Genomic DNA, 12,997 nt, shown 5'->3' with positions numbered 1-12,997 from the left:
CCAGATGAATAAGGCTCGAATGGGAGCCTTCAATAGTTCGTGAAGCCCGGCGCGATAGTCGGCCAGGACAACCTGCCTCACAAGAGAGCAAATTGCATGCCAGTGCCCCGGAATGGGCTTGATGGCTGAAACTCAGGGGTGGCGGGGGCTGTGCGGCAGTTTGCTGAGGGTTTTTGCACCAAATTGAGGCTGTATGTTTCTGAAAGGCACTAAAATGGTGCGAGCCAGGAGGGGGCTGGGATTTTTGATCAAAGTCTGAGCAATTTCCGCTATAATCCGCGCCCCTGTTTTTTCGGCCGTTTCGGCACGCGCAGCTTTCATGAAATTGATCGTTAAAGTCTTCCCGGAAATCACCATCAAGAGCCGGCCGGTGCGCAAGCATTTCATCCGTCAGCTGGCCAAGAACATTCGCCTGGTGCTGCGCGACCTCGATCCGCAGCTGCAGGTCAGCGGTGTGTGGGACAACCTCGAGGTGGAGACTGCGGTCGACGAGCCGAAGCTGCTGCAGGAAATGATCGAGCGCCTGCGCTGCACCCCGGGCCTGATCCATTTCCTCGAGGTCCACGAGTATCCGCTGGGCGACCTCGACGACGTGCTGGACAAGTGCAAGCTGCATTTCGCCGAGCAGCTGCCGGGCAAGGTCTTCGCCGTGCGCTGCAAGCGCGGCGGCAAGCACAGCTTCACCTCGATGGACGTCGAGCGCCATGTCGGCAGCCAGCTGCGCCAGCAGTGCGGCGCCGCCGGCATCGACCTGAAGCAGCCCGAGGTCGAGGTGCGCATGGAAATCCGCGACCAGCGCCTGTTCATCGTCCATCGCCAGCACAACGGCCTGGGCGGCTACCCTCTGGGCTCGCTGGAGCAGACCCTGGTGCTGATGTCCGGCGGCTTCGACTCCACCGTCGCCGCCTACCAGATCATGCGTCGCGGCCTGCTCAGCCACTTCTGCTTCTTCAACCTCGGCGGCCGCGCCCACGAGCTGGGGGTGATGGAAGTGGCCCACTACCTGTGGCAGAAGTTCGGCCGCTCGCACCGCGTGCTGTTCATCAGCGTGCCGTTCGAGGAAGTGCTCGGCGAGATCCTCGGCAAGGTCGACAACAGCCAGATGGGCGTGGTCCTCAAGCGCATGATGCTGCGCGCCGCCACGCGCATGGCCGAGCGCCTGCAGATCGACGCCCTGGTCACCGGCGAGGCGATCAGCCAGGTGTCCAGCCAGACCCTGCCGAACCTCTCGGTGATCGACTCGGCCACCGACAAGCTGGTGCTGCGGCCGCTGATCGCCAGCCACAAGCAGGACATCATCGACACCGCCTACGCCATCGGCACCGCCGAGTTCGCCAAGCACATGCCGGAATACTGCGGGGTCATCTCGGTCAACCCGACCACCAAGGCCAAGCCCGAGCGCATCGCCTACGAGGAGGCGCAGTTCGACATGGCCATCCTCGAGCGCGCCCTGGAGCGCGCCACCCTGCTGCCGATCGACAAGGTGATCGACGAGCTGGGCAAGGACGTGCAGGTCGAGGAGGTCGGCGAGGCCCTGGCCGGCCAGGTGGTGATCGACATCCGCCACCCCGACGCGGTCGAGGACGAGCCGCTGGAGTTGCCCGGCATCGAGGTGCAGGCGCTGCCCTTCTACGCCCTGAACAGCAAGTTCAAGGAACTGGATGAGGCGCGCCAGTACCTGCTGTATTGCGACAAGGGGGTGATGAGCCGCCTGCATGCCCACCACCTGTTGAGCGAGGGGCATGCCAATGTGCGCGTTTATCGTCCGACATAAGACCCCGGGGCTGAATGGCGGCAGCATCCGCCATCGCCCCCCCGACCGCGGGGCAGCCCGACGCTGCCGCCAGGCCTTTGCACCGCCTGGCCGAATTCGCAATTAGTTAATCTCCGCCGCCTAGACTTCGCGGCACACCGAATCCTCTGATCGAGATACAAAAGTGATCGAAAATCTACGTAACATCGCCATCATCGCCCACGTTGACCATGGTAAGACCACCCTGGTAGACAAACTCCTGCGTCAGTCCGGCACCCTGGAGCGCGGCGAGCTCAACGACGAGCGCGTGATGGACTCGAACGACCAGGAAAAAGAGCGCGGCATTACCATCCTGGCGAAGAACACCGCCATCCGTTGGAACGAGTACCGCATCAACATCGTCGACACCCCCGGCCACGCCGACTTCGGCGGTGAGGTAGAGCGCGTGATGTCGATGGTGGACTCCGTACTGCTGCTGGTCGACGCCCAGGACGGCCCGATGCCGCAAACCCGCTTCGTGACCAAGAAGGCCTTCGAAGCCGGCCTGAAGCCGATCGTGGTGATCAACAAGGTCGACCGTCCGGGCGCCCGTCCTGACTGGGTGCTGGATCAGATCTTCGACCTGTTCGACAACCTCGGCGCCACCGAAGAGCAGCTCGACTTCCAGGTCGTCTATGCCTCGGCCCTGAACGGCATCGCCGGCCTGGATCACACCGCCATGGCCGAAGACATGAGCCCGCTGTACCAGGCCATCGTCGACCACGTACCGGCCCCTAAAGTCGACGTTGACGGCCCGTTCCAGATGCAGATCTCGGCACTGGACTACAACAGCTTCCTCGGCATCATCGGCGTTGGCCGTATCGCCCGCGGTCGCGTCAAGCCGAACACCCCGGTCGTCGCCATCGACACCGAAGGCAAGAAGCGCAACGGCCGTATCCTCAAGCTGATGGGCCACCACGGTCTGCACCGCGTGGACGTCGAAGAAGCCACCGCTGGCGACATCGTCTGCATCAGCGGCTTCGATGAACTGTTCATCTCCGACACCCTGTGCGACATCAACAACGTCGAAGCGATGAAGCCGCTGACCGTCGACGAGCCGACCGTCTCCATGACGTTCCAGGTCAACGATTCGCCGTTCTGCGGCAAGGAAGGCAAGTTCGTCACCAGCCGCAACATCAAGGAGCGTCTGGACAAGGAGCTGCTGTACAACGTGGCCCTGCGCGTCGAAGAGGGCGACTCGGCCGACAAGTTCAAGGTCTCCGGCCGTGGTGAGCTGCACCTCTCGGTACTGATCGAGAACATGCGTCGCGAAGGCTTCGAGATGGGCGTAGGCCGTCCGGAAGTGATCATCCGTGAAGTCGACGGCGTCAAGCAGGAGCCGTTCGAGAACGTCACCATCGACATCCCGGAAGATGCTCAGGGCAAGGTCATGGAAGAGATGGGCCTGCGCAAGGGCGACCTGAGCAACATGGTGCCGGATGGCAAGGGCCGTGTGCGCCTGGAGTACAACATCCCGGCTCGCGGTCTGATCGGTTTCCGTAACCAGTTCCTGACCCTGACCAACGGTGCCGGCATCCTGACCTCGATCTTCGACCGTTACGACACCATGAAGTCCGGCCACATGTCCGGCCGCCAGAACGGCGTACTGGTTTCGATCGATACCGGCAAGGCCCTGACCTACTCCCTGGAAACCCTGCAGGCGCGTGGCAAGCTGTTCGTCGAGCACGGCCAGGAAATCTACAACGGTCAGATCGTCGGCCTGAACAGCCGCGACAACGACCTGGGCGTGAACCCCACCAAGGGCAAGAAGCTCGACAACATGCGTGCTTCCGGTAAAGACGAGACCATCGCCCTGGTGCCGCCGGTTCGTTTCACCCTGGAGCAGGCCCTGGAATTCATCCAGGACGACGAGCTGTGCGAAGTCACGCCGAAGTCGATCCGTCTGCGCAAGAAGATCCTGGACGAAGGCGAGCGCACCCGCGCAGCCAAGAAAGCCAAGAACTGATTCGTCAGGCTGAATGAAAAACCCCCGTCGGCGCAGGCCGGCGGGGGTTTTTCTATTCTGGCCTGAGCGGCTAACTCAGCGGCTTGGGCTTGTAGGCGCAGTAGCCCGGACGCGGGCCGACCTTGGGGTGGTTGCGGCAGGTGTCGGGGCGCTTGTCGTAGATGGTACACAGGCGCGACTTGCGGTCGAGGTAGAGGCAGTCGTTGTTGCTCATGCGTGCCAGGGTGAAGACCCCGGACTTCTGGTTGAAGCGCTCGACTATGCCGTCCTTCTGCAGGCGCTTGGCGATGTTCTTGGCCGGCTCGCCGCGCTCGAACTCGTCGACCACGCCGATGCGGATCAGGTCGCCGATGCGCGCCTCCACCGGCAGGGTGCAGCAGCTGGACATGCAGCTGTGGCACATGTCGGCGCTGTATTTGGCCCAGGTGTCCAGGCGGTCGAGTTCGGCGGCGGCGATCAGGTTGTTCTTCATGGCGGCGATGTGCGTGCGGTGGCTGTGCGGCGGGCGATGATAGCGGTGCTGGTGAAAATGTGAACACACTTCTGCCGGCTGGTCGGTTTTTCCTACCGTCGGCCCCCCGCTTGTGTCCGCCAGGTCCGGGGCGGGCGTCTCCTGAGTGTCGAGGAGGCCGGCACCTATACTGAGCAACGCTGCGGACGGCGGCGCGGGCGCAGGGTGCGGCCGAACTGTTCTAGCGGATCGGGAAATGCTGCATGCAATGGATCTTCATGCTGGTGGGCTTGGCGCTGGGCACCCTGGTCGGGGAGTCCCTCGGCGCCGCGCTGCTGGGCGGCGTGCTGGGCCTGAGCCTGGGCCAGGCCCTCAGGCTGCAGGCGCTGGCCCGGCACAACGCGGAGCTGGCGGCGCAGCTGGCGAGCTTCGCCGAGCGCTTCGAGCGCGGCACCACGGCGATCCACGAGCGCCTGCTGCGGGTCGAGCAGGCCCGGGCCCCGCAGGCGGCCGCGGCGCCTGAGCCTACGGCCGAGCCGGAGCCGGAGCCGGACTGGAGCCTGGAGATCCCGCCGCAGGCCGCCGAGGCGGCGAGCGGTGCCGCGGCGGTCACGGACCCAGCCGAGCACGCCGGGCCGGCGCGCCCGGCGCCGCGCGAGCCGTCGTTGCTCCAGCGTGGCCTGGCCAAGGCGCGGGCCTGGCTGCTGGGCGGCAACACGGTGCTGCGGGTCGGGGTGCTGCTGCTGTTCCTCGGCCTGGCCTTCCTCCTGCGCTACGCCACCGAGGGCCTGGTGCTGCCGGTGGAGCTGCGCTACGCCGGCGTCGCCGCCAGCGCCATCGCCCTGCTCGGCCTGGGCTGGTGGCTGCGCCGGCGCAATCCCGGCTATGCCCTGGTGCTCCAGGGCGCCGGGGTCGGCGTGCTCTACCTCACGGTGTTCGCCGCGTTGCGCCTGCATCCGCTGCTGCCGGGGGGCATGGCCCTGGCGTTGCTGGTGCTGGTGACCTGCGCCTCGGCGGTCCTCGCGGTGGCGCAGAACGCCCTGGGCCTGGCCGCCGCGGCGGCCCTCGGCGGCTTCGCCGCGCCCATCCTGAGCTCCACCGGCAGCGGCGATCATGTCGCGCTGTTCGGCTACTTCGCCCTGCTCAACGCCGGCATCCTGGCCATCGCCTGGTTCAAGGCCTGGCGCCTGCTCAACCTGATCGGTTTCGTCGGCACCTTCAGCATCGGCCTGGCCTGGGGCCTGCGCGCCTATACCCCGGAGCTGCTGTGGAGCACCGCGCCCTTCCTGTGGCTGTTCTTCCTGATGTACCTGGCCATCGGCCTGCTGTTCGCCCGGCGCAAGCTGCGCGAGGCGGCCGATGCCCCCGTCGCGCGCGGCGAGCTGCTGCGTTGGTCGGCCGGGCAGGGCGACTACCTCGACGCCACCGTGCTGCTCGGCCCGCCGCTGGTCGGCTTCGGCCTGCAGTTCGCCCTGGTGCAGCACCTCGAATTCGCCGCGGCCTTCAGCGCCCTCGGCCTGGGGCTGCTGTACCTGGCGTTGGCCCGCCTGCTGGCAGGGCGCACCGCCGGCCGCGCGCTGCTGCTGGTGGAGACCTGCCTGGCCCTGGGCGTGGTGTTCGCCAGCCTGGCGATTCCCCTGGGCCTGGATGCCCGCTGGACCTCGGCGGCCTGGGCGGTGGAGGGCGCCGGCGTCTACTGGCTGGCGCTGCACCAGCGCCGGGGTCTGGCACGGGCCTTCGCCCTGCTGCTGCAATTCGGCGCGGCGCTGGCCTACCTGGGCGAGCTGCGCATCGGCCAGGACCCGTTGCTGAGCGGCGCCGTGCTGGGTGCACTGCTGCTCGGCGTGGCGCTGTCGTTCAGCTACTGGCAGCTGCGCCGGGCGCCTGCCGAGGCCAGCAGCAGCTGGGAGCGGCGCGGCCTGCCGTGGCTGGCCGGCGCCGGCCTGGCCTTCTTCTACCTGATGGCGCCGCTGAGCTTCGCCGTCGCCGGCAGCGTCATCGCCTGGGCGGCAGCGGGGTTGCTGACCCTGCTGCTCGGCCTGCGCCTGCAGGCGCGGAACCTGCTGCTGGCCGCCTGCGCGGTTCAGCTGCTCGGCGGCCTGTTGCTTGCGCTGCAGATGGGCAGCGCGCCGCTGTTCGATGACGGGCGTGACGGATCTGCTTTGCTGGCCGCCGCACTGGTCGCCGGGCTGCTGATCGTTGGCGTGTTCGCCGCGATGCGCGTGCTGCGCCTGGGTGGAGAGCGCCGGCTGCTTTTTGGGCTGGCGGCGCTGTCGCTGCTGGGCCTGGTCTGGCTGTATCTGGCTCGGGTGCTCGGACTGCCCGGCAGTGGCGCCGTATACGGCGCCGGTGCGTTGCTGGTGCTCGGGCTCGGCCTGCACCTGCAGCAGCGTGCCGGCTTCCTCTTCGCCCTGGGACTGCAGTTCGCCTGCGCCCTGGCCGTGCTTGTCGGCCTTGAGCTGCTGCTCGTCCCGGGCGACGGCGACGGGTTGCGGCCATTGCTCCATACCGAGTTCTGGGCGCCCGCGTCCCTGGCGCTCGCCGCGCTGTTCGCCGCGTGGCGGCTGCACATGCTGGAGCGGGGCGAGGGCTTGCCGCTGCTTGAGCGCACGGGTGCGCCGCTGGCCCTGTGGCTGCTGGTGTGGGGCGTGGCCTGGCTGGGGCTGGCGCTGGCCGCCGAGGTGCTGCGTTTCGTCGAGGGCACGGGCCTGCAAGGGGCAGCCCTGCTGCTGGCGCTAGCGGCGAGCGCGGCGCTGGGCGGGGTGCTGGCGCAGCGCCGGGCCTGGCCGCAGCTGGCGCTGCTCGCGTGCCTGCTGGTGCCGGTTGCGGCGGCGGTGTTGCTGCAGAGCTGGCACTTTCGCTACCAGCCGTTGGCCCATCTCGGTTGGCTGGCCTGGCCGGCGCTGTTCGCCGCGCACTTCTGGCTGCTGCGACGCCTGGGCCCGAAGCTGCCGGGCGGTGCCCGCAGCGCGGCCCACGTATTCGGCTGCTGGTTGTTGCTGGCGGTGCTGGCCCTGGAGCTGCGCTACCGCTTCCTCGCCCTGTCCGCGCACTACAACGCCTGGCGCTGGCTCGGTTGGGCGCTGCTGCCCAGTGCCTACCTGTGGTGGATGGCGAAGCCGCAGAAGTGGCCCTGGCCGCTGGTTGAGCACCCGCGCGAGTACCGGGTGCTGGCGGCGTTGCCGCTGGCCCTGCTGATGCTCGCCTGGTTCTGGCTGGCCAATATCGCCAGTGACGGTGGCGCCGCGCCGCTGCCCTACCTGCCGTTGCTCAACCCCCTGGAGCTGGGCCTGCTGTTCGCCCTGGCGGCGCTCTATGCCTGGTCTTCGGTGAGCCTGCCGCAGCTGGGTATGTCGGCCGCACGCGGCCGCCTGTTGCTCCAGGGACTGCTCGGCGCCTCGCTGTTCGCCCTGTTCACCGCCCTGGTGATGCGCACGGCGCACCATTGGGGCGGGGTGCCCTACCGCCTGCCGATCCTGCTCGACTCGATGCTGGTGCAGGCCGGGCTGTCCATCGTCTGGACCCTGATCGCCCTGCCACTGATGGTCTTCGGTCACCTGCGCCAGCGCCGCGAGCTGTGGTTGCTCGGCGCGCTGCTGATCGCCGTGGTGGTGGCCAAGCTGTTCTTCGTCGAGCTGGGCAACCGCGGCGGGCTGGAGCGCATCGTCTCCTTTATCGGGGTCGGCGTGTTGCTCCTGGTGGTCGGTTATTTCGCCCCCTTGCCACCCGCCAGAAAAGACGAGGCGGGCCAGATGGAACAGGAGCAGGCATGAGCATTAACAAGCACCCTGGACGCGCCTGGCTGCTGCTTGTGGGCCTGCTGTGCAGCCTTGTCGGCCAGGCTGCGGAGCGGCCCGGCGACTACGCCTGGCAACTGCCCCTGGCGCTGACCGGGGTGGGCCCCTGGTATCGCCTGGAACTGCCCATGGCCGTGCACCTGGCGGCTGATTTCGCCGACCTGCGCGACCTGCGGGTGTTCAACGGCGAGGGGGAGACCCTGGCCTATGCCCTGGTGCGCAGCCCGGCCGAGGAGACCTTGCACGAGCACGAGGTGCGCTGGTTCGCGCTGCATGCCGAAGCGGACGACCTGACGGACTCGCCGGGCCTGCGCGTGCAGCGCAGCGCCAGGGGCACGCTGATCGAACTGGTCGAGACGGCTCCATCGGCGCAGGCCTCTGCCCGGCGCGGCTGGCTGCTCGATGTCAGCGCCGTCGAGGATCCCCTGGTGCGCCTGGAGCTGGACTGGAGCAGCGACCACGAGGGCTTTCAGCGCTTGCGCATCGAGGCCAGTGACGACCTGCGCACCTGGCGCTCCTGGGGTCAGGCGCAGCTGGCACGCCTGTCGTTTGCCGACGAGCGCATCGAACGGCGTCAGATCGACTTGCCGGGCCGGCAGGCGCGCTACCTGCGGCTGATGTGGGAGAGCCCGCGAGAGGCGCCGCCACTGACCGTCGCGCGCCTGTTCAGTCGGCCAGCGGGCAGCCTGTCGTTGCCGCTGGTGTGGTCCGAGCCGCTGCCGGCCGACCGCGCCGCCGACGACTCTTTCCGCTGGCAGTTGCCACGCACGTTGCCGGTGCAGCGGATCCGCCTCGAACTGGGCCAGGACAACCGCCTGGTGCCGGTGCGGGTCAGTGGCCGCGGTGGCGGTCAGGGCCGCTGGCGGACACTGGGCAGCGGCCTGCTCTATCGCCTGCCGGAGCCGGAGGGTGAGCAGCGACAGGATGAACTGGCCCTGCCCGGTGTCGCCGTGCAGCAGCTGCGCCTGCAGGTGGACGAGCGCGGCGGCGGCCTGGGCCTCGCCCCGCGCCTGCAGGTCGGCGTGCGCGCCACCTGGTTGGTGTTCCTGCAGCGTGGCGGCCCGCCCTACCGCCTGGCCCTGGGCAACCCGGATGCACCCTCGGTTGCGCTGCCGTTGACCAGCCTGATCCCGGGCTTTCGCCCGGAGCGCCTGCAGCAGCTCGACTCGGCGCAGGTGGCGCCGGGCGCGGCGCTGCAGGCCACGGCGCCGGCGGCTGGCCAGCCACAGTGGCGGCGCTGGGGGCTGTGGGGCGTGCTGCTGCTGGGCGTCGCCCTGCTGGTGCTGATGGCCGCCAGCTTGCTGCGCCGGGCACCCAGCCATTGAGCTCAAGCCCGCGATGGAGGCCTGCTCCGGGGCCTTCCATCCAGCTGCTGAGGCGCCGAAGCCGATAAAGGGTTAAACTGCGCGCGATTTTTCTTCCTTCCCGGAGCCGTCCATGTCCCGCGTTACCCTGAGCCGCTATCTGATCGAGCAGACCCGCAGCCACAACACCCCCGCCGATCTGCGTTTCCTTATCGAAGTGGTGGCACGGGCCTGCAAGGCGATCAGCCATCAGGTCTCCAAGGGCGCCCTGGGCGGCGTGCTCGGCAGCATGGAAACCGAGAACGTGCAGGGCGAGGTGCAGAAGAAGCTTGACGTGCTGTCCAACGAAATCCTCCTGGAAGCCAACGAGTGGGGCGGCCACCTGGCCGGCATGGCCTCGGAGGAGATGGACAACGCCTACCAGATTCCCGGCCGCTACCCCAAGGGCGCCTACCTGCTGGTGTTCGACCCGCTGGACGGCTCGTCGAACATCGATGTAAACGTCTCGGTCGGCACCATCTTCTCGGTGCTGCGCTGCCCCGAGCGCAATGGTGATGTGGGCGACCTGGGCGAGGACGCCTTCCTCCAGCCGGGCACCCAGCAGGTCGCCGCCGGCTACGCCATCTACGGCCCGCAGACCATGCTGCTGCTGACCCTGGGCAACGGCGTCAAGGGCTTTACCCTGGACCGCGAGCTGGGCAGCTTCGTGCTGACCCACGACAACATCAAGGTGCCGGAGACCACCAAGGAATTCGCCATCAACATGTCCAACCAGCGCCACTGGGAGGCGCCGGTGCAGCGTTACGTCGGCGAGCTGCTGGCCGGCGAGACCGGGCCGCTGGAGAAGAACTACAACATGCGCTGGATCGCCTCGATGGTGGCCGACGTGCACCGCATCCTCACCCGCGGCGGCATCTTCATGTACCCGCGCGACGCCCGCGAGCCGGAGAAGCCCGGCAAGCTGCGCCTGATGTACGAGGCCAACCCGATGTCCTTTATCATCGAGCAGGCCGGCGGTGCCGCCACCAACGGCACCCAGCGCATTCTCGACATCCAGCCGAGCTCGCTGCACCAGCGGGTGGCGGTGTTCCTCGGCTCCAAGCAGGAAGTCGAGCGCGTTACCGCCTACCACCAGGAATGAACCATGAGCGCGCCCTGGCAGCCTCTGCTCGACTGGTGGTTCGGCCCCCTGACGACGGCGGGCGAGGTGGCCGCGGCGCGCTCCGGGCTGTGGTTCGGCAAGCGTGACGGCCAGGACGCCGAGGCGCGCGAGCGCTTCGGCGGGCTGGTCGAGCAGGCCCTGGCCGGCGGCCTCGGCGACTGGGCGGAGCAGGCCGAAGGCTGGCTGGCGCTGACCCTGCTGCTCGACCAGCTGCCGCGCATGATCCATCGCGACGACCCGCGCGCCTTCGCCGGTGACGCCCGTGCCCGCCAGCTGGTGCTGGACGGCCTGGATGGCGAGCGCGAAGCGGCGCTGGCGCCGATCCAGCGGGTGTTCATCTACCTGGTGCTGGAGCACGCCGAGGACCTGCTGCTGCAGGACGAGGCGGTGCGACGCTTCAGTCGCCTGCTCGATGCCGCGCCTGCCGCCGAGCACAAGCTGTTCGCCGATTACCTCGATTACGCCGAACGCCACCAGCGAATAATCGCCCGCTTTGCCCGCTTTCCCCATCGCAATGCGATTCTCGGTCGCGACTCGAGCGAGGAGGAACTGCGCTTCCTCGAGGAACCCGGCTCGCGCTTCTGACGTCCAACCGAGCGTATCGCGGGCCTGCATCAGGCGGGCTCGAACCTTTATCCAGCGGAGTCCCTGCATGTCGTTTCGCGCCCTCGCCCTGATCGCAGCTTCTGTGCTGCTGGTCGCCTGCAACAAGGTCAACCAGGCCAACTACTCGAAACTGCAGGCCGGCATGAGCAAGCCCGAGGTCGAGCAGCTGCTCGGTGCGCCCAGCGAATGCGCCGGCGCCCTGGGCATCACCAGCTGCACCTGGGGCGACGAGCAGAGCTTCATCAGCGTGCAGTTCGCCGGTGACCAGGTGCTGATGTTCTCCGGCAAGGGGCTCAAGTAAGGAGGTCGCGATGCGCGGGTTGTCGAGCTTGATGATGGTGGCGCTGCTGGCCGGCTGCGCCAATTCCGGAACCGGGCCGGTGCCGCCGCGAACGGTCGACGCAGTCGATCTGCAGCGCTACCAGGGCACCTGGTACGAGTGGGCACGCCTGCCCATGTTCTTCCAGCGCAACTGCGCCCAGTCCGAGGCCCACTACGCCCTGCAGGACGACGGCAGCCTGGCGGTGGTCAACCGCTGCCTTACCCGCGAAGGCGAGTGGCAACAGGCCGAAGGCGTGGCCGTTCCGCAGGTGACGGGCGAGACCGACAAGCTGTGGGTGCGCTTCGACAACTGGTTTAGCCGCCTGCTGCCCGGCGTGGCCAAGGGCGAGTACTGGGTGCTCTACCTGGACGACGACTACCAGAGCGCCCTGGTCGGCCATCCGGATCGCGACTTCCTGTGGCTGCTGGCGCGCAGCCCGCGGGTCGAACCGGCGCAGCGCGACCGGCTGCTGCAGGTGGCGCGCGACCGGGGCTACGACACCGGGGCGCTGATCTGGCGGGCGGCCGACGGCGAGCTCGACTAGCTGTGATCTCTCAGTAGGTTGTTCATCCGGGGCATTCCCGGAATTCTGGAAGTGCGACCAACCTAGCCTTCCAGGAGCCCCGGATGAACCTGCATAAACATGCCCGTCTTACCCCTCGCGGTCGAGCCCTTTTGGTTCAGCGCATCCAGCACGGCTTGCGGGTCGAAGAAGCCGCCCAGGCGGCCGGTGTGAGCGTGCGAACCGCCTACAAATGGTTGCGGCGCTTTCGCGAGGAAGGCGAGGCCGGGTTGATGGATCGTTCATCACGTCCGCAACACTGCCCGCATGCGACACCCGATACCGTGGTCGAGCGTCTGATCGAACATCGGCGATGCCGCAAGACCTATCGGCAGATCGCCAGAGAGCTAGGCTTGGCCGTCAGCACTGTTGCGCGCCGCCTGCGGCGGGCCGGCTTTCATCGACTGGCTGAGCTGGAGCCGGCGCCACCGGTGGTGCGCTACGAGTACCCGACACCCGGAGATCTGCTGCATCTGGATATCAAAAAGCTGGGCCGTTTCTGGCGACCTGGCCATCGGGTCACCGGCGACCGACAGCAGAACTCCGACGGCGCGGGCTGGGAATTCGTCCACGTGGCCATCGACGATGCCAGCCGCATCGCCTTCAGCAGCCTGCATCCTGACGAGCGTGGTCGCAGTGCTTGCCAAGCCTTGCTCCAGGCGCTGCGCTACTACCGCAGCCTGGGCATTCGTTTCACCCGCATCATGACCGACAACGGCAGCTGCTATCGCTCTCGCACGTTTCGGCGTTTGCTCAGACGATTGGGGCTGCGCCATCTGCGCACCAAACCTTACACGCCACGCACCAACGGCAAGGCCGAGCGCTTCATCCAGACCAGTCTGCGCGAGTGGGCCTATGCCCATAGCTATGAAAGTTCGGCACAGCGAGCACAGCACCTGACGCCCTGGCTACATCACTACAATTGGCACCGGCCACACGCCAGCCTCGGCTACCAGCCACCAATCAGTCGCGTTCCGCTTTCACTGAATAACGTACTGGGTTTACACAACTAGCCGCTGAATCGTGCGGCCCGGC

Annotated in this window: 10 protein-coding genes; 9 read left to right on the top strand and 1 reads right to left on the bottom strand. The window is 67.6% G+C overall.

Features of this window, described 5'->3' with window-relative positions:
* The first annotated feature begins 319 nt into the window (after positions 1-319).
* Both thiI and typA read left to right on the top strand, forming a co-directional pair.
* Positions 320-1,774, top strand: coding sequence for a tRNA uracil 4-sulfurtransferase ThiI (gene thiI / locus I0D00_RS10475; protein WP_213639660.1), 1,455 nt, complete (start codon positions 320-322; stop codon positions 1,772-1,774).
* A 163-nt stretch (positions 1,775-1,937) separates the two neighbouring features.
* Positions 1,938-3,758 (top strand): translational GTPase TypA, encoded by a 1,821-nt coding sequence (gene typA / locus I0D00_RS10470; RefSeq protein ID WP_213639659.1) that lies wholly within the window; start codon positions 1,938-1,940, stop codon positions 3,756-3,758.
* 70 nt (positions 3,759-3,828) lie between these two features.
* On the opposite strand, the gene I0D00_RS10465 is transcribed toward typA, so the two are convergent.
* A complete protein-coding gene (locus tag I0D00_RS10465) occupies positions 3,829-4,230 on the bottom strand; it encodes a YkgJ family cysteine cluster protein (protein WP_213640264.1) in 402 nt (133 codons plus the stop codon).
* Between the two features lie 242 nt (positions 4,231-4,472).
* Between I0D00_RS10465 and I0D00_RS10460 the strand changes: the two genes are divergently transcribed.
* The 7 genes from I0D00_RS10460 (at position 4,473) to I0D00_RS10430 (ending at position 12,975) form a co-directional block, all read left to right on the top strand.
* Complete coding sequence (locus I0D00_RS10460; RefSeq protein ID WP_213639658.1) at positions 4,473-7,982, top strand: DUF2339 domain-containing protein; 3,510 nt, start codon at positions 4,473-4,475, stop codon at positions 7,980-7,982.
* Positions 7,979-9,331, top strand: a complete 1,353-nt coding sequence (locus tag I0D00_RS10455) for a DUF3999 domain-containing protein (RefSeq protein ID WP_213639657.1) — start codon at positions 7,979-7,981, stop codon at positions 9,329-9,331. Before I0D00_RS10460 ends, I0D00_RS10455 begins: the two co-directional genes overlap by 4 nt.
* Before the next feature lie 112 nt (positions 9,332-9,443).
* On the top strand, positions 9,444-10,451 hold the full coding sequence (locus I0D00_RS10450; protein WP_213639656.1) for a class 1 fructose-bisphosphatase: 1,008 nt from the start codon (positions 9,444-9,446) through the stop codon (positions 10,449-10,451).
* Positions 10,452-10,454: 3 nt separating this feature from the next.
* Positions 10,455-11,057, top strand: coding sequence for a DUF924 family protein (locus I0D00_RS10445; RefSeq protein WP_213639655.1), 603 nt, complete (start codon positions 10,455-10,457; stop codon positions 11,055-11,057).
* 67 nt (positions 11,058-11,124) lie between these two features.
* Positions 11,125-11,379 carry an outer membrane protein assembly factor BamE domain-containing protein gene (bamE, locus tag I0D00_RS10440; protein WP_213639654.1) on the top strand — a complete coding sequence of 85 codons (255 nt, stop codon included), beginning with the start codon at positions 11,125-11,127 and terminating at the stop codon, positions 11,377-11,379.
* 10 nt (positions 11,380-11,389) lie between these two features.
* Positions 11,390-11,944, top strand: a complete 555-nt coding sequence (locus I0D00_RS10435; RefSeq protein ID WP_213639653.1) for a lipocalin family protein — start codon at positions 11,390-11,392, stop codon at positions 11,942-11,944.
* A gap of 83 nt (positions 11,945-12,027) precedes the next feature.
* A complete protein-coding gene (locus tag I0D00_RS10430) occupies positions 12,028-12,975 on the top strand; it encodes an IS481 family transposase (protein ID WP_213639652.1) in 948 nt (315 codons plus the stop codon).
* Positions 12,976-12,997: the final 22 nt, after the last annotated feature.

This window comes from Pseudomonas lalucatii, from assembly GCF_018398425.1.
Taxonomy (GTDB): Bacteria; Pseudomonadota; Gammaproteobacteria; order Pseudomonadales; family Pseudomonadaceae; genus Aquipseudomonas; species Aquipseudomonas lalucatii.
Note: the sequence above shows the minus strand (reverse complement) of the source record. Positions and strands in the feature narration are given on the sequence as shown.